Source organism: Janthinobacterium sp. TPC_1 (assembly GCF_056037845.1).
Window position 1 is genome coordinate 1,088,895 of the sequence record NZ_CP195157.1, and the last position, 15,779, is coordinate 1,104,673.

The 15,779-nt window shown below is 61.8% G+C and carries 14 protein-coding genes and 2 pseudogenes; 4 read left to right on the forward strand and 12 right to left on the reverse strand.

The window, feature by feature from the left end:
* Positions 1-137 precede the first annotated feature (137 nt).
* The gene (locus ACQVLG_RS05385; protein WP_474293264.1) at positions 138-803 is read left to right on the forward strand and encodes a helix-turn-helix domain-containing protein; all 666 of its coding nucleotides are present in this window, start codon (positions 138-140) and stop codon (positions 801-803) included.
* Positions 716-1,519 carry a helix-turn-helix domain-containing protein gene (locus ACQVLG_RS05390; protein ID WP_474293266.1) on the forward strand — a complete coding sequence of 268 codons (804 nt, stop codon included), beginning with the start codon at positions 716-718 and terminating at the stop codon, positions 1,517-1,519. Before ACQVLG_RS05385 ends, ACQVLG_RS05390 begins: the two co-directional genes overlap by 88 nt.
* A 1-nt stretch (position 1,520) precedes the next feature.
* Here ACQVLG_RS05390 and ACQVLG_RS05395 read toward each other — a convergent pair whose 3' ends face one another.
* The 8 genes and pseudogenes from ACQVLG_RS05395 to ACQVLG_RS05430 all read right to left on the reverse strand — a co-directional run bounded on the left by ACQVLG_RS05395 (position 1,521) and on the right by ACQVLG_RS05430 (position 8,455).
* On the reverse strand, positions 1,521-2,591 hold the full coding sequence (locus ACQVLG_RS05395) for an adenosine deaminase family protein (protein WP_474293268.1): 1,071 nt from the start codon (positions 2,589-2,591) through the stop codon (positions 1,521-1,523).
* A gap of 28 nt (positions 2,592-2,619) precedes the next feature.
* Entirely contained in the window at positions 2,620-3,189 is a 570-nt protein-coding gene (locus ACQVLG_RS05400; protein ID WP_474293270.1) for a nucleoside hydrolase, read from the reverse strand.
* Positions 3,171-3,563 (reverse strand): nucleoside hydrolase, encoded by a 393-nt coding sequence (locus ACQVLG_RS05405; protein WP_474293271.1) that lies wholly within the window; start codon positions 3,561-3,563, stop codon positions 3,171-3,173. The genes ACQVLG_RS05400 and ACQVLG_RS05405 overlap by 19 nt, the downstream gene beginning before the upstream one ends.
* Positions 3,564-3,581: 18 nt before the next feature.
* Positions 3,582-4,613 (reverse strand): ABC transporter ATP-binding protein, encoded by a 1,032-nt coding sequence (locus ACQVLG_RS05410; protein WP_474293273.1) that lies wholly within the window; start codon positions 4,611-4,613, stop codon positions 3,582-3,584.
* A gap of 13 nt (positions 4,614-4,626) precedes the next feature.
* Positions 4,627-5,406, reverse strand: a complete 780-nt coding sequence (locus ACQVLG_RS05415) for an ABC transporter permease (protein ID WP_474293275.1) — start codon at positions 5,404-5,406, stop codon at positions 4,627-4,629.
* Entirely contained in the window at positions 5,403-6,242 is an 840-nt protein-coding gene (locus ACQVLG_RS05420) for an ABC transporter permease (RefSeq protein ID WP_474293276.1), read from the reverse strand. The genes ACQVLG_RS05415 and ACQVLG_RS05420 overlap by 4 nt, the downstream gene beginning before the upstream one ends.
* Positions 6,243-6,263: 21 nt before the next feature.
* The gene (locus tag ACQVLG_RS05425; RefSeq protein WP_474293278.1) at positions 6,264-7,289 is read right to left on the reverse strand and encodes an ABC transporter substrate-binding protein; all 1,026 of its coding nucleotides are present in this window, start codon (positions 7,287-7,289) and stop codon (positions 6,264-6,266) included.
* Between the two features lie 57 nt (positions 7,290-7,346).
* Positions 7,347-8,455, reverse strand: a pseudogene (locus ACQVLG_RS05430) (porin).
* Between the two features lie 240 nt (positions 8,456-8,695).
* Between ACQVLG_RS05430 and ACQVLG_RS05435 the strand changes: the two are divergent.
* Positions 8,696-9,223: a LysR family transcriptional regulator gene (locus tag ACQVLG_RS05435; RefSeq protein ID WP_474293280.1), complete on the forward strand. Its 528-nt coding sequence runs from the start codon at positions 8,696-8,698 to the stop codon at positions 9,221-9,223.
* The gene (locus tag ACQVLG_RS05440; protein WP_474293282.1) at positions 9,214-9,615 is read left to right on the forward strand and encodes a LysR family transcriptional regulator substrate-binding protein; all 402 of its coding nucleotides are present in this window, start codon (positions 9,214-9,216) and stop codon (positions 9,613-9,615) included. Before ACQVLG_RS05435 ends, ACQVLG_RS05440 begins: the two co-directional genes overlap by 10 nt.
* Positions 9,616-9,629: 14 nt before the next feature.
* On the opposite strand, the gene rsmA is transcribed toward ACQVLG_RS05440, so the two are convergent.
* From rsmA to ACQVLG_RS05460, 4 genes and pseudogenes are all read right to left on the reverse strand, one after another.
* Positions 9,630-10,409 carry a 16S rRNA (adenine(1518)-N(6)/adenine(1519)-N(6))-dimethyltransferase RsmA gene (rsmA, locus tag ACQVLG_RS05445; protein WP_152250684.1) on the reverse strand — a complete coding sequence of 260 codons (780 nt, stop codon included), beginning with the start codon at positions 10,407-10,409 and terminating at the stop codon, positions 9,630-9,632.
* A 51-nt stretch (positions 10,410-10,460) separates the two neighbouring features.
* Positions 10,461-11,510 carry a 4-hydroxythreonine-4-phosphate dehydrogenase PdxA gene (gene pdxA, locus ACQVLG_RS05450; protein ID WP_474293285.1) on the reverse strand — a complete coding sequence of 350 codons (1,050 nt, stop codon included), beginning with the start codon at positions 11,508-11,510 and terminating at the stop codon, positions 10,461-10,463.
* 19 nt (positions 11,511-11,529) lie between these two features.
* Positions 11,530-12,945 (reverse strand): annotated as a pseudogene (locus tag ACQVLG_RS05455) (peptidylprolyl isomerase).
* Positions 12,946-13,033: 88 nt separating this feature from the next.
* Positions 13,034-15,283: an LPS-assembly protein LptD gene (locus ACQVLG_RS05460; RefSeq protein WP_230539185.1), complete on the reverse strand. Its 2,250-nt coding sequence runs from the start codon at positions 15,281-15,283 to the stop codon at positions 13,034-13,036.
* Positions 15,284-15,779: the final 496 nt, after the last annotated feature.

A 15,779-nucleotide genomic window follows, 5' to 3' on the forward strand; every position in this document is an offset into this window, starting at 1 on the left:
GTATAGGTCTGTTTGCATTATTCGCACAATCCGCAGCGCAAACAAGGCGTGAAAATGCGAGATAATGCAAAGCTGAATCTGTTAATCTGCAAAGATTGTAAATTTGCAGATTCCACAAACGGGGAAGAGGAAACGCGATGGCAAAGGTTTTCATGGGCGTGCGCCTGCAGCGCCTGCGCGAGGAACGGCGCATGACGCAGGTGGCGCTGGCCAAGGCCCTGGGCATCTCGCCCAGCTACCTGAACCAGATGGAGCGCAACCAGCGCCCGCTGACGGTGCCGATCCTGCTGCGCATCGGCACGGTGCTGGGCGTCGATCCGCAAATCTTTTCCGAGCACGACAGCGCCAGCCTGGTGGCCGACGTGCGCGACGTATTCGGCGAATTGCCCGACGCGCCGCCCACCTCGATGGCCGAACTCAAAATGCTGGTGGAAAACATGCCGGAACTGGCGCGCTCGATCTTGCTCTTGCAGCGGCGCTACCGCGTGATGGCGGAGCGGGCCGATACGCTGGCCGCGCGCCTCGACGACGGCAGCCGCGGCGCCAGCTCGGCGGCGCCGTCCACGGACGAGGAAGTGCGCGAATACCTGAACCGGCGGCAAAACTACATCGATGAGCTGGACCGGGCGGCCGAACTGGTGGCGGGCGAACTCGATCCGTCCCTGCGCACGCTCGACGCGCTGCAAGGGCGCTTGCTGGAGCGCCACGGATCCAGGTGCGCTTGTCCGATGGCGACGCGGGCATGGTGCGCAAGCACCGCTTTGATGCGCAACAACATATCCTGTTTTTGCCCGACACCCTGACGGGCGGCCAGCGCGCCTTCCAGATGGCGGCGCAAATCAGCCTGCTCGAGCACAGCGAGCTGATCGACGCCCTGGTGCTGGCGGCGGGACTCTCGGGCGCGGCCGCGCAAACGGGCGCGCGCCTGGCCTTTTCCAATTATTTCGCCGGCGCCCTCTTGATGCCCTACCAGCGTTTTTTACAGGCGGCGGAAACGCGTGCCTACGATATCGAGCGCCTGGCGCACCAGTTCGGCGTGGGTTTTGAAGCCGTGTGCCACCGTTTGAGCACCATGCAGCGCCCCGAGGCGGCGGGACTGCCGTTTTTCTTCGTGCGCGTCGACCGCGCGGGCAATGTCTCGAAGCGCCAGTCGGCCACGGATTTTCACTTTTCAAGAGTGGGCGGCACGTGTCCGTTGTGGATCGTCTACGACGCCTTCAGCCATCCGGGCCAGGTGCTCACGCAAGTGGCCAGCATGCCCGACGGCTGCACCTACCTGTGGATCGCGCGCCAGGTCAGCACGGCGTCGCCGGGTTTCCGCGCGCCGGGCAAGACCTTTGCCGTGGCGCTGGGCTGCGACATCTCGCAGGCGCACCGGCTGATCTATTCGAAGGGACTCGATTTGCACGACCCATCCAGCGCCACGCCCATCGGCACGGGCTGCAAGGTGTGCGAGCGCCAAAGCTGCCCGCAGCGGGCGTTTCCCTCGCTGCTGGCCCCACCACCGGCGTCGGCCTGATCTACTCGGCGACTCTTGCGCGCAGCGCGTCGAATTCTCGCGCAAATTCCGCGCGCCAGTCGCGCCGCGTGGACTCGTCGATCCAGGCCGCGTCCAGGCCATTCAACATGAAACCGCGCATGTCATCGAGGCCGAAGCCGAATTCGCGCATCATCATCCAGGCGCCCGTCGGCGTCACGTGGTGCAGGGTCGGGTCGTCCGTGTTCGGATGCAGCTTCAGGCCCAGCTTGGCCATGGCGCGGATCGGGTGGTCGAGCGCCCAGCGCTCGGGCGCCAGGGTGCGCAGATAGTACGAATTGGTCGGCACCACGGTAAACACCAGGCCGCGCTCCACGCAGCGCTGCGCCAATTGAGGATTATCAACAATCGTGTAGCCATGGTCGACCCGGTCCACCTGCAATTCGTCTATCGCCGTCGCCACGTTCATCCACGGCATGCCGAACTCTCCCGCGTGCGCCGTGCATTTGAAGCCGGCGGCGCGCGCGGCGCGGTAGGCCTCGATGAAGAGCTCGGGCGGGCGGTCGTTTTCGCGGTAGTCGATGCCGATGCCGATCACTTCCGGCGCGCGGTAGGCCTTCATCCATTCCACCATCTGCACGGCTTCGGCAGGAGCCGCTTCGCGGTCGATGCTGGGGATCAGGCGGCCGATCACGCCGAAGTCGCGCTGCGCGTCGCGGATGGCGGCCACGATGGCGTCCTGCGCCGATTCGTAACGGATGCCCGAGACGCGCACGGTGCCGGTTGGGTTCCAGAAGAACTCCGCATAGCGCACACCGTGGCCATGCACGTCTTCCAGGTATTCGTAGGCGAGGCAATACAGGTCCGTCGGCGAGACGATCAGGTGCGCGTCGAGCGCGCGCAGCACGCGCAGCACGCCGACGGGCTTGTCGCCGCGCGTGTAAAACGCGTCGATTTCCTCGGGAGTGACGACATTGCCCGTCTTGGCGGCCAGCGCGCGGAAAGTAGCCTGGCGCACCGTGCCGAACAGGTGGCAATGCAGTTCCACCTTGGGCATGGCGCGTAAAAACTGTTCGATGCTCAGGGCAGGCAGGGTGTCGGCAGGGTTACTCATGAAGCTCGCTTCGTTAGTGGATAAAAGGTCAGACGAGAATGGCGGCCAGGCGGCGCATCAGGCGCTCGATGGCGGCCGGTCCATCGGCCAGCATCGCCACCTGCGTGTTGATGGCGGCGCGGCGCGGCACGCGGAATTCGCACACCGTCATGCCGCGCGTCAGTTCGCCCGTCAATTCGATGGCCACGTGGGCGCTCTGGAACTGGAACAGCTGCGGCGCTTCCAGGTACAGGGCCACCACCGGGTCGTACATGGGCATGGGCACGGAGCCGTCGCTGCTGCGGATGCGCACGTACGCTTCCAGGTAGCCGGCCAGACGCAGGGCGCGCGGCGTGGCGATGGCGCGCAGGCGTGCCACTTCCGCATTCGTCACCAGGAGCTGGCGGCACAGGTTCAGGCCGAACATGCGCAGCGGGATGCCGGCCTGGAAGACTTGGGCGGCCGCTTCCGGGTCCGCGTAGATATTGAATTCGGCCGCCGCCGTATGGTTGCCCTGGTCGGTGGAGCCGCCCATCAGGATGATTTCGACGATTTTTTCCGCGATATCGGGGGCGCGCGTCAAGGCCGTGGCCAGGTTCGTCATCGGCGCAATCGCCATGATGGTGATCTGGCCCGGGTTGCGCGCACGGCGGCGATCAGCGCGTCGACGGCGTGGCCGAAAGCGTCACTGGCGGCGCCAGGCGGCAGGATGTCGCCCGTCGTCGGCATGCCGCTGTCGCCGAGGATGCGCTGCGCCGTTTCGATGACGCCGGCCAGCGGTTCTTCGCAGCCGCGGTAGATGGGCACCGTCAAACCGTCATGGGCCTTGATGCGCAAGGCATTGTCGTAGGTGATGTCGACGGGCGCATTGCCCGCCACCACGCTCACGCCCAGCCACTCGATGTCGGGATTGCTGCCCAGCAGCAACATCGTCAGCCAGTCGTCGAAACCGGGATCGGTGTCGAGCCAGATCTTTTTCAAGGCTTGGGTCATGGTGGTTTCCAGTCGAGGTTAGGCGGCCAGGCACAGGGCGCTGTCGGACGGCAGCACGAACGACACGGCAGTGCCTTCGCGCCAGGCGGCGCCGCCGGCCGCGCAAATGCCCTTGACCTGGCCCAGCGGGGTTTGCAGCAGGTATTCGACGGTGTCGCCCAGGAAGCCGCGCGCCAGCACGGTGCCCGGGTAGTGAGCCGCCGCGTCATCGGGCGCGCAGACGCGCACCTTGTCCGGACGCCAGCCCAGCACCGTGGTGCCGGCAGCGACGGGAGACGTGTATGGCAAGCTGGCGCCCGCGTGGTGCAGCGCGCCGTCGCGGTAGTCGAACAGGTTTTCAAAACCCATGAAGTTGGCCACAAAACGCGTCGACGGCGTATTGAACACGGCTTCCGGCGCCGCCAGCTGCTCGATGCGCCCGCCGTTCATGACGACGATGCGGTCGGACAGGGCCAGCGCTTCTTCCTGGTCATGCGTCACGTACAGCATGGTGATGCCCAGTTCGCGCTGGATGCGGCGCAGCTCGGCGCGCATCTGCACGCGCAGCTTGGCGTCCAGGTTCGACAGCGGCTCGTCGAGCAGCAGCAGGGCCGGCTCGACGACGATGGCGCGCGCCAGCGCCACGCGCTGCTGCTGGCCACCGGACATCTGCGCCGGCAAGCGCGTTTCAAAACCGGTCAGGCCGACGGCGGCGATCACGGCTTCCACCTTGGTTTTCAGCAAAGCTGGTGCAACCTTGCGCAGGCGCAAGCCGAAAGCGATGTTGTCGTATACATTCAAGTGCGGGAACAGCGCATACGACTGGAACACCATGCCGATATTGCGTTTATTCGGCGCCAGCTTGCCGATTTCGCGGCCATCGAGCACGATGCGGCCCGACTGCAGCGGCATCAGGCCGGCGATGGCGCGCATGGTGGTGGTCTTGCCGCAGCCGCTGGGGCCCAGCAGGGAAATCAGTTCGCCCTGCTCGACGTGCAGGTCCAGGTCTTTCACGGACGTCGTGTTCTTGGCGTAGCCGAGGTTCAGCTTGTGCAGTTCCAGATAACTCATCGTGTATTGCCTCTTACATGTATTTAGAAATGCCCAGCACCTTCTCGGTCACCATCACGAAGGCCATGGTGAACAAGACCAGCAAGGTCGACAGGGCAGCGATCGACGGATCGAAGCTGTTTTCCATATGCCCCAGCATCTCGATGGGCAAGGTGCTGATGCCGGGGCCCGTCAGGAACAGCGAGACGGGCACCTGGTTGAACGAGGTGACGAAGGCGAGGAAGAAGGCGGCGATCACGGCGTTGCGGATATTCGGCAGCACGATCATGAAGAACGCGCGCAAGCGCGACGCGCCCAGGGTGATGGCCGCATCCTCGATATCCACGCGCAGATTCACCAGGCTGGCGTACACGACGCGCACCGAATACGGAATCAAGAGCGCGATGTGGCCGATCAGCAGGCCCACGTAGACGGGCGCATTGATGGTCAGCACGAGGTGGTGCAGCAAGCCCAGGCCGACGAGGATGGCGGGAATGATCAGCGGCGACGTCAGGATTTGCCGGATGGCGCCGATGCCGGGCGGCGGCATGCGCGAAAACGCATACGCGACGGGGATGCCCAGCAACAGCGCGATGACGGTGGCGATCAGGCCGATTTCCCTGGTGGTCTGGAAGGCGCGGCGGAATTCGGGCGCCGACCACACTTCGAGGATCCAGCGCAGCGAATACGACTCGGGCGGGAACGCCAGCGTTTCGCCGCCGCTAAAACCGGCCAGCACGACGATGGCGAAAGGCCCCAGCAGGAACAGGAACACGAGCCACAGGACGGCACGCGAGAAGACACTTTCTTTCATACGGAACTCCGGCTCGAGGAAATACGTTTAAGGCCGGCGTTGACCAGCAAAGTCATGCAGACGAGGATGACGGCGATGACGTTCGCCGCGCCGAAATCGCTTTCCACGCTGACCTTCTGGTACAGCAGCGTTTCCAGCATCAGCACCTTGGTGCCGCCCAAGAGGGCCGGCGTCACGTAGGCCGTCACGCAGCCCGTAAACACCAGCGTGCCACCGACCACCAGGCCTTCCTGCGTCAGCGGCAGGGTGACCTTGCAGAACACTTGCCATGGATTCGCGCCCAAAGTCGCCGCGGCCGGTTCCACGTCGCGCGGCAGGTTTTCCAGCGCGCCCGCCAGCGACATCAGCATCAGCGGCAGCAGCAATTGCAGCAGGCCGACAAATACGGCGAACTCGCTGAACAGCAAACGCAGCGGCTCGTCCGTGAAACCCATGTTGACGAGCGCCGCGTTGACGGCGCCGTTACGGCCCAGCAAGACGATCCAGGCGTAGGTCCGCGCGATCGGCGAGACCATCAGCGGCAGGATCATCATGCCGACCACCAGGCCGCGCCACTTCGGCGACACGCGTGCCACGGCTTGCGCGGCCGGGTAGCCGAGGATGACGGAGGCGAGCGTCACCAGCGCTGCGATGCGCAAGGTGCGCCAGAAGATGGTGCGGTTGAATTCCTGCGAAAAGAATTCAATGAAGCGGTCGACACCCCACTGCATGCCGTCGCCGACGCGGAAGGCGTCGACCAGCAAGGCCAGCACGGGCAGCAGGAAGCAGACGACGATAAAGATCAGCGCCGGCAGGACCAGCAGCAGTCCCAGGCGCTTTTTTGGATCAGCAAACATGGTGTTTTCTCCTCGTCACCACTATTTGCTCATGGCCTTGTTCCACTGCGTCATCCAGTTGCTGCGCTGCTTGATGATGGTTTCCGGTTTGACGAATTTCAGCGAGCTGATCTGGTCGGCGCCATAGGTGTTGAATTGCGCGGCCGCCACGGACAGGCGCACGTCCTTGTTGACGGGCGAGTCGACCAGGTTGGTCGCCAGCTGCGTCTGCACTTCCTTGGACAGCCAGAAATCCATCAGCTGATAGGCCAGATCCGCATTCTTCGAACCGGCAACGATGCCCATCACGTTCATGCCGGCCGCCTGGCCTTCGGCCGGGATGCTCCACTTCAGGGGCAGGCCCGTCTTGAGCATTTGCGACCAGGTAAAACGCGCCACGGGTGCGGCCCAGATTTCATCCTGTGCGAACAATGCCGCCAGCTGCGCGCTGTTTTTCGAGAACGTGACGACGTTGCCCTTCATGCCGACGATCTTGGCAAAACCCGTGGCGTAGTCGTCCGTCTTGCCGCCCCAGGCCGCATCGGCCATGCGCAGCATCAAGGGGCCCTGCGTGGTGCTCACATCGGGGAAGGCCACGCGGCCCTTCAGTTCGGGGCGCCACAGGTCCTTCCAGGACGTCAGCGGGGCGATCTTGTCGCTGCGGTACACCAGGCCGACCGAGTACAGCGTGTAGCCGACGGCGTAGTTGCCGCCGATGGGGTTTTTCGCCACGTCGTACAGGGCCTTGTAATTGCTCAATTTGGAGTAATCCATGGGCTGGATCACGCCCTTCTGCGCCGCTTCCAGCATGCCGGAATCGGACAGCAGCACCAGGTCGATCACCGGGTTCTTGGCGTGCACCACCAGCTTGGCGATGCGGTCCGCGTTATTCCCCGTTTCCACCTTGATATCGCAACCGCATTTGGCCTTGAACGGCTCGTACACATACTTCATGAACAAGGGCTGGGCAATCGGGTAGGCCGAAATGATGACCAGCTCGCGTTTTTCCGCGTGGGCGGCGTTAGCCAGCAAGCCTAGGCTCAACGCCAACATGAGGTGCTTTTTCAAGATGCTTCCTTTCAGGGGGCGGCGCTGCGGGACAGCGCCTGTAAAGATGAATCAGAATCAGAAATAATGTCGCATGCCGACGATCAGGACGCTTTGCGTCTTGCCGCCCGAGGCGCCGAAGCCGAACACGCGGGCGAACGTCGCATCGCCGGCCGCTTTCTGGTAGCTCCAGGTGACGGCGACGTCGGTGCGCTTGGACAGGAAGTAATCGGCCTGGAAGTTGACCTGATGCCATTTCGGCGTCTTGTTGATCACGTCATATTTTCCGGTGGTAAAGAAATACGACGCGCCCAGGTTCAGCGCTTCCGTCAGCTTGTGATTCACGTTCAAGTCCACGTTTTGCAGGGTCAGATTGCTTTGATCCAGGTAGTGGTAGCGCACATTGGTGTACAGCGCGCCAAACTTGGTCTTGCCCACATTATAAAAGCCTCCCGTGCCGGCGATGGCCTGGCTGTCCACGCCCGCGCCCTTGACGGCGCTCTTGTTGAAAATCAACAGGGAACTGGCATAGTCATTGCCGATGGCGCCATTCGGCGCATCGGGGCTGTTCGGACGGTCCATCTTGGTGTAGGCGACGGCCCAGCTGAAGGCATCGACCTTGTAGCCGGCGCCCATGCTGTAGACGCGGTTGCGGTTCGAGTCTTCCGGATTTTCGCTGAAACCATACAAGCCCGTGAACGACAGGTTGCTGATGTTCGGGCTGACGTACTTGACGGCATTTTGCACGCGCAGGTTGTTGTAGCCATTGTCGTTGTCGCCGATGTGCACGCCGTTACTGGCGATGACCACCGGGCCCAGCAAGTCCTTGACGGCTTCGTACTGGCGGCCCAGGGTGAGCGTACCCTTGTCGTTGCTGGACAGGCCCACATACGACTGGCGGCCAAACAGGCGGCCGCTTTGCGATGCCGTGCCCGTCATCACATCACATTAAAACCGTTTTCCAGCACGAAGATGGCCTTGGTGCCGTCGCCCAGGTCTTCCTGGCCGCGGAAACCGATGCGGGGATTCTGGTTCGTGCCGCTCAGCGCATGCGTGCGGCTGCCGTTACCCTCGTCCGACACATAGCCGATACCGGCCGACAGCAAGCCATACACTTGCACGCTGCTTTGCGCCTGCGCCGCGCCCTGCGCCGCCAGCAAGCCCCCCACTACCATCGTTCCCGTCATCCATTTGTTCATCGCCGCCACCCTAAAAAGAAGAAACCCTGAGTTTTTTTGGAATTATTTTATTGCTGCGTCCCTTGCCTGATGCACCGCCCGCCAGGGCCGGCGCCGCATTCCAGGCGCTTCCCCTGAAGATTGTTGCTTTCAAGACAAGTAAAGACCAGTCCAGAATATGGTAAATTGCGGGATAAGAAAATTTGTTTATTTTTATAAATCCATTACTTTTTCTAATAAGCAACGCCCATGCATGAACTGAGCAAGAAAATTTCCTTACGACATTTGCAAGCGTTTGCTACCCTAGCCCGGGTAAACAGCTTCAGCAAGGCTGCACAGGAATTGTGCGTGACCCAGCCGGCCCTCAGCGCATCGATCAAGCTGCTGGAAAATCAACTGGGAAAAAAGTTGTTTAACCGCACAACCCACCAGCTGGAATTGACGCGCGAAGGCAAGCTGGCGCTCGAATACGCCACGCATTTATTGAATACAGCCAGCAATACCTTTGCCGATATCCAGCGCGCCATCGGCAGCGGCCGGCATCGCATCCGCATCGGCGCCATCCCCTCGGCCATGGCGATGACGGCCGTCGTGGTGGCGCGCTACTGCGAGCAGCATGGCGATGAAGTGGAAATCGTCCTGTCGGACATGCCCAACGATGGCTTGCTGCACGCGCTGCATTCGGGCCAGCTGGACTTTTGCGTGGGCATCGAGGTGCCCGGTTCCGTCTCGCTGGAAAGCGTGGGCCTGTTCGAAGACGAGCTGGTGTGCTGGTGACGGCGGGACGCCATGCGCTGGCGCCGCTCAAGGAAGTGCGCTGGGAGCAATTGGCGGGCCAGGAAATCGTCGTGTTTACCAAGGGCAGCATCTGGGAGTTCGCCTCGAGCGCGCTGCGCCAGCATGGCCTGAGCCCCTCAAACCTGTACCAGATGATACACAGCGAGTCGCTGTATGGCGTGGTGCGCGCGGGCATCGCCGTGGGCATCATGCCCAGCCTGTACACGACCTTCCTCAATGACGAGGACTTGCACGTGGCACCGCTGCGCCAGCCCACGTGCAAGCGCAAGATCGCCTTGATGCGGCGCAATGAAATCAGCCGCAACCACCATGTGGACGACTGTTTTTCGGCCCTGCGGCAGGATCTGCAGCAGGTCGACCAGTGGTTTTAAGTTAAACCTGGGGCTTAGGCGGGCGCCTTCAACAGATTTGCCAGCGCCACATACTGCTCCAGCCCCACGGTTTCCGGACGCAGGGTCGGGTCGATGCCGGCCGCCTTGATCTGCTCTTCCGTAAACATCCCGGCCAGGCAGTTGCGGATTACCTTGCGGCGCTGCGAGAAAGCCTTCATGACCACCGCTTCCAGCGTGGCCTGGTCGCAGGCCAGGCGCTCGGCCACGGGAATCATGCGCACGATGGCCGATTCCACTTTCGGCGGCGGGTCGAAGGCCGTCGGCGGCACGATGAACAGCAGCGACATGTCATAGCGCCATTGCAGCATCACGGACAAGCGGCCATACGCCTTGCTGCCCGGTTCGGCCACCATGCGCTCGACCACTTCCTTTTGCAGCATGAAATGCTGGTCTTTCACCAGCGGCGCGAAGTCCGCCAGGTGGAACAGCAGGGGGCTGGATATGTTGTACGGCAAGTTGCCCACGATACGCAGCTTCTGGCCGGCCGGCACGGGGATTTGCGCGAAATCAAACTTCAGCGCATCGCCCGAGTGGATCGTCAGCTTGGCCGGATTGAAGGTCTTTTCCAGGCGCACGATCAGATCGCGGTCCAGCTCGACCACATGCATCTGTTTCAAATGGCGCAGCAGCTGCTCCGTCATGGCGCCCAGGCCGGGGCCGATCTCGACCATTGCATCGTCCGCCTGCGGCGCAATGGCGGCCGTGATGTCGTCGAGGACGAAGCGGTCATGCAGGAAGTTCTGGCCAAAGCGTTTGCGGGCAACGTGTTTCATATTCTGTTTTTCTATTCTAGAGGCGGTGTAGCGGGGTAAGACCGGTGGATATCAGGCGCGGGTGCTGGCGCGCAGCATGTCGAGCGCCGTTTGCAGGGCGTGCTCCATGCTGTGGCAATCGGCCAGCCCCAGCCCTTGCGCGGCCAGGTCCAGCGCCGTGCCGTGGTCGACCGAGGTGCGGATCAGCGGCAAGCCCAGGGTGACATTGATGCCGCGCCCGAAGGTGGCGTATTTCAGCACGGGCAAGCCCTGGTCGTGGTACATGGCCAGCACGCAATCGGCATCCGCCAGGTATTTGTGCTGGAACAAGGTGTCAGCCGGATACGGTCCGCGCGCATCAATGCCGCGCGCTTGCGCCGCGGCAATCGCCGGCGCGATGACATCGATTTCCTCGCGGCCCAGATACCCCCCTTCGCCCGCGTGCGGGTTCAGGCCGGTAACGAGGATGCGCGGCGCGGCGATGCCGAATTTCTGTTGTAGATCAAGCTGAATGATATCGAGCGTGACGGCCAGGCTGTCCATGTTAATGGCAGCGGACACGTCCTTCAAGGGCAGATGCGTGGTGGCCAGCGCCACGCGCAGGGTCGGTTCGCCATGGCCCGGTTCGCCGGCCAGCATCATGACCACCTGCGGCGTGCCGGTTTTTTCTGCCAGGTATTCCGTATGGCCGGAAAAAGCCACGCCCGCGTCGTTGATCGTGCTCTTTTGCAAGGGCGCCGTGACCATGGCGCCAAACCAGCCGGCGGCTATGCCTTCCACGGCCGCGTCCAGGGTGGCGAGCACGGAACGCCCGTTTTCCTTGTCCAGCACGCCAGGGATGACATTATTGACGGTGGGAATATCGATCACGGCCAAGCGGCCGGGGCCGAACTGGGGCAGGCCGCTGTTGCGCACGGCTTGCAGCGACAGCGCCGCCAGGCGGATGTCCGGGTCGATCAGGCTGGCCGTCAGCGCCAGGAAGGCGGCGTCGCCCAGCAGGATGCAGTTGACTTCATTGCGCATGGCCCAGGCCGCGCGTATGGAGATTTCCGGGCCGACACCGGCCGGTTCGCCGCACGTGATGGCGATGGCCGGGCGGCGTGCAAGGGGCAAGTTACTCATGCGCAATGAATCAGCAGCATTACTGGTCGTCCGCGCGGAATTCGACGTAGGCACGGTCGCGCACTTCGCGCGCCCAGTTTTCCGTCGCTTCTTCCAGCTTGCGTTCGCGCAAGGCATTGCGTGCGGCGGCGCGCTGTTTCTCTTTCGAAACGTCGTCGCTCTTGCGTTCCAGCACTTCGATCAGGTGGAAGCCAAAGCTCGATTCGATTCGATCGGCTGGCTCACTTCGCCCGGTTTCAGCGCATTCATCGCCGTTTCGAATTCCGGCACGGTGTCGCCTGGATACAGCCAGCCCAGGTCGCCGCCCTTGGCCGCCGAACCGTCGTTCGAGAACAAGCGGGCCAGGTCTTCGAACTTGGCGGCCTTGTTATCGAGACGCTCTTTCAATTCCAGCAACTTGCGCTTGGCTTCGGCCGCCGACAGGGTCGGCGTTATTTTCAGCAGGATGTGGCGGGCATGCGTCTGCTGCACGGCAGCGACGGCTTGCGCCTCGGCCGCGCTGCGGCGGTCCACCAGCTTCAGGATATGGAAGCCCGTATTGCTCTTGATGATAGGCGTGATCTGGCCCGGCTTCAATTTCAGCAACTGTTCCGTGAACAGGGGCGGCACGCGGTCGCTATGGCGCCAGCCGATATCGCCGCCGCTCAGCGCATCGCTGGCGTCGGAATACGTGGCGGCCATCTTGGCGAAATCGGCGCCCGTGCGCAGCTGGCGGGCTGACTTCTTCGGCGCGCGCGCGGCGCGCGGCGATCTGTTCAGGGCTGGAATTTTCCGGGATGCGCACGAGAATCTGCGCCAGGTTCAGTTCCACCTGTTCGCTGGCGGCCGCTTTTTCCGCTTCCAGAAAGTTATCCACTTCGGAATCGGAAATCTGGATCTTGGCGTCGACTTCATGCTCGCGCAGGCGCTGCATGATGATTTCGTCGCGGATTTCTTCGCGGAAGGTCGCAAACGGCGTGCCTTCTTTTTCCATCTGGTTGCGCAGCTCTTGCACCGTCATTTTTTGCTGTTCAGCAATACGGCCGATCGCGCGGTCCAGGGTCAGGTCATCCACGCGGACGCCCATTTCCTTGGCCAACTGCATTTGTGCGCGCTCAACAATCATGCGTTCCAGCAATTGACGACGCAGGTCGGCAGGATCGGGCAAGGGCACGTTCTGCGCCTTCATGCGCTGCTCCACGCTCTTGATGCGGGCCGCCACTTCATTGCGCGTAATCACATCGTCATTGACGACCACGGCGATGGAGTCGATGGTCTGGCCACTGCTCGAGGCCGGTGGCGTGAACCCCTTGACCGGCGCGGCGGCCGCGGCAGCGGGCTGGGCCGCAGGAGCTGGCGCAGCCTGTTGCGCCCAGACACTACTGGTCGTGGCGCCGGAAATGGCGCACAACAAAACCGTTGCAATTTTGAGTTGGTGCATACTGGCATTACGCATAATGTGTAGAGCGCTCATGAGTTCAGGTGAATAAAAAAACCGGTTTGTGCCAGCGCCGGGAACACCGGCGGCGGCAACGGTGCCTATCTTAACGGAGTGGCTGGCTCAATGTCTGGTAACCAGGGATGGTTTTTGTAAAAGTTTCCAGGCCATTCGCGCCCAGACCCAGGCCATTCGACAAGCCCGTCAATTCCAGCTGGAAGAAGATCGGCGTCGAAACAGTATTGGCCGTCGTCACGAAACGCTGTGCTCCCATGCGGAAGACCCAGCAATCGCCCTTGTATTCCAGGCCAACCAGGCTTTCCAGCATGCGTCGGTCCAGCAAGGAGTAACTGATGCGGCCCACGCCATACAGGCGGTCCGTCAACGGCCATTGCGTCGACACTTCCGCATTGCGCAAACTGCCACGCTGGAAACGATTGCTGAAATTCAATACTTTCTTGGCACCGGGCTGATATTGCAAGCTGTAGTTGTAGCTCATCAAACGGCGATCGCTGGGATTGTACTGCACCAGGCTGTCGACGGTCCAAGTCTCGGACACACGGCCCGTCGCGGCCAGCAGGATATCCGAGCGCGACTGGTTCACGGGCGTGGTCGAATTGAGCTGCACGCGCTGGTCGGCAAAATAGAAACGCTGGCCGAAGGTCAGGCGCATGCGTTCGGTGCCATCCGACTGCAGGAAGCGCGAGACAACAGCCGCCGTGACCTGGTTGGCATCGGCGATGCGGTCGCTGCCGACAAAACGGTTTTCCGTGAAGATCTGCGTCAGGTTGAACGTGCCGTCGGCCGTATCGAAATTCGGAAACTGCGACTGGTCGCGGTACGGCGTGTAGACATAGAACAGGCGCGGCTCCAGGGTCTGCGTACCCCCCTTGGCGCCAAACAGATTCGTGTCGCGTTCAAACACCAGGCCGCTGTCGACCGAGAAGGTCGGCACGGCGCGCGTAAACGAGGTCGATGGGAACAGCGCCTTGGTCCTGGCGTCATTATCGAGCTGATACGCGCTGGCATTGAGCATCAGCTTGGGCGTGACGAAATAGCCAGGGCGCATGATGGGAAAACTCACTTGCGGCACGGCCACCAGGCGCGAACCCTGCACCAGGGTCGGGTGCGAGAAGCGCGTCGCTTCCGCGTCGAAGGTCCAGTCGAAGCCGCCCCAGACATCGTATTTGCCAGCGTGGAAGTTCACCGCTGGCAAGCGGTCATACGGACGCGTGACAGTCAGGCTGGGATTGTTGACCGCGTCGGGATCCTGCAGCACCTGGTAATTCTGCACGCGCGCCGTCAGGCTCCAGTCCTCGGTGCGGTAATCGGTGCGCAATTCGCGCAGCAACTGGCGCTCGGTGGCGGTGGCGACGGTTTTCGAAAAATCGTTCGGATAATTATTGTCGGACGCCTCGCGCAGATCCCAGCTGTAAGTCCAGCCCTTGGCCAGTGCCTGCTCGTGCTTGGACTTGATCATGTAGCGGTTGGTCTTGGTTTGCTTGTCGTTAGGCAAGAACTCAAACGATGTCTCACCGCCGTACAAACCGGCATCCGTTTCGCCCATGTAGCGGCCCGTCGCACCGAGCTGGATGCCGCGCCGCTGAATGTAGCGCGGGTACAGGGTCAGGTCGCGGTTCGGCGCGATGTTCAGGTAATACGGCATCAGCAGCTCGAAACCATTCTTCGAGGCAAAGCCCGGCGTAGGCGCCAGCCAGCCCGAGCGGCGCGCCCCCGACAGCGAAAACGAGATGCCCGGCGTACCCAGGATCGGCACGTCCTTGAAATAGATGATGGTCTTGCTGCCGGTGCCCACGTCGCGGCCCGCATCGAGGTTCAAGGTGCTCGATTTCAGGTACCAGTCCGGATTCGGCCCTTCGCAGGTACTGTACGTGCCATCGATGACGTTGGCTTCGTCAGGGTTGATGAAGTCGATGCGCTCGGCCTTGCCCTGGCCGCCGCCCAATTCGAAGCGGTACGTGGGATTGAGCAGGAAACCCTTGCCGGTCTCCATGTTCAGCTTCAGGACGTCACCCGTGTAGTAATCGCCGAAACGCCACATCTTGATATGGCCTTCGGCATCGAACTGATCTTCAACTTGTTTGTAACAAGCTGTATCGGCCGTCATTTTTGTGGTTTTTCCGCGCTCGATCACGACATTTTTATCGAGATTGAGCTCCCTTTCCGGCCGCCCGCTCATGCTGTTCGCCGTCATGACGGTAGGCGCGTCGGGATCTTCCACATGAACCGGGCGCGGCGCTTTCTGGGCGTGGACAGGCACCGTCGTGGCGGCGACGAGCGCGCTGATGGCGAAAGCCCAGCGCTGCGAAGGGGGGGAGGCCGAAAACCAGCTCATGAATTGGAAGGGGCAAGCACCATTGACAGGCGATTTTTTGATTTGAATCCCTTATTATATGGGAATCTGTGCGACACGCCTTAAAGCTCGGGTAGCTGGCCCCGGTCGCAACGTAGCAGTAACGGCTAGCAGCGCAGGAACTGCGCAGGCAAATCCCTGGTTTACCAGTGATAAAACAGTGAGGGGCTCCCCGGAGTACCCATTCTTAGCAAGACAAGACACGCTACGAGAAGGTGCCTTGTCAGTCTTATACGCCCGCCGAATCACCGGCGAGTCGCTATTCCTTTGCCTGTTTTGTTTACATAAAACATTGAAACTGTAGTTTATTTGCAAAGCTTGTGGATATTTTACATTTGCTTACAATTTTCTATATTTCAACAGTTCTCTGCAAGACTCGGTTTTCTCTCAGCTGAGTCATACCCGAGTGAAACTCTTCGATATCTTGTCATGCTTCAGTGTTGCAACTGCTGCCATGACCGGATGTACGACCATCTGT

Coding starts and splice junctions, on each gene's coding strand:
- ACQVLG_RS05385 (WP_474293264.1), top strand. CDS start 138: ATGGCAAAGGTTTTCATGGGCGTGCGCCTGCAGCGCCTGCGCGAGGAA.
- ACQVLG_RS05395 (WP_474293268.1), bottom strand. CDS start 2,591: ATGAGTAACCCTGCCGACACCCTGCCTGCCCTGAGCATCGAACAGTTT.
- ACQVLG_RS05400 (WP_474293270.1), bottom strand. CDS start 3,189: ATGGCGATTGCGCCGATGACGAACCTGGCCACGGCCTTGACGCGCGCC.
- ACQVLG_RS05405 (WP_474293271.1), bottom strand. CDS start 3,563: ATGACCCAAGCCTTGAAAAAGATCTGGCTCGACACCGATCCCGGTTTC.
- ACQVLG_RS05410 (WP_474293273.1), bottom strand. CDS start 4,613: ATGAGTTATCTGGAACTGCACAAGCTGAACCTCGGCTACGCCAAGAAC.
- ACQVLG_RS05415 (WP_474293275.1), bottom strand. CDS start 5,406: ATGAAAGAAAGTGTCTTCTCGCGTGCCGTCCTGTGGCTCGTGTTCCTG.
- ACQVLG_RS05420 (WP_474293276.1), bottom strand. CDS start 6,242: ATGTTTGCTGATCCAAAAAAGCGCCTGGGACTGCTGCTGGTCCTGCCG.
- ACQVLG_RS05435 (WP_474293280.1), top strand. CDS start 8,696: ATGCATGAACTGAGCAAGAAAATTTCCTTACGACATTTGCAAGCGTTT.
- rsmA (WP_152250684.1), bottom strand. CDS start 10,409: ATGAAACACGTTGCCCGCAAACGCTTTGGCCAGAACTTCCTGCATGAC.
- pdxA (WP_474293285.1), bottom strand. CDS start 11,510: ATGAGTAACTTGCCCCTTGCACGCCGCCCGGCCATCGCCATCACGTGC.
- ACQVLG_RS05460 (WP_230539185.1), bottom strand. CDS start 15,283: ATGAGCTGGTTTTCGGCCTCCCCCCCTTCGCAGCGCTGGGCTTTCGCC.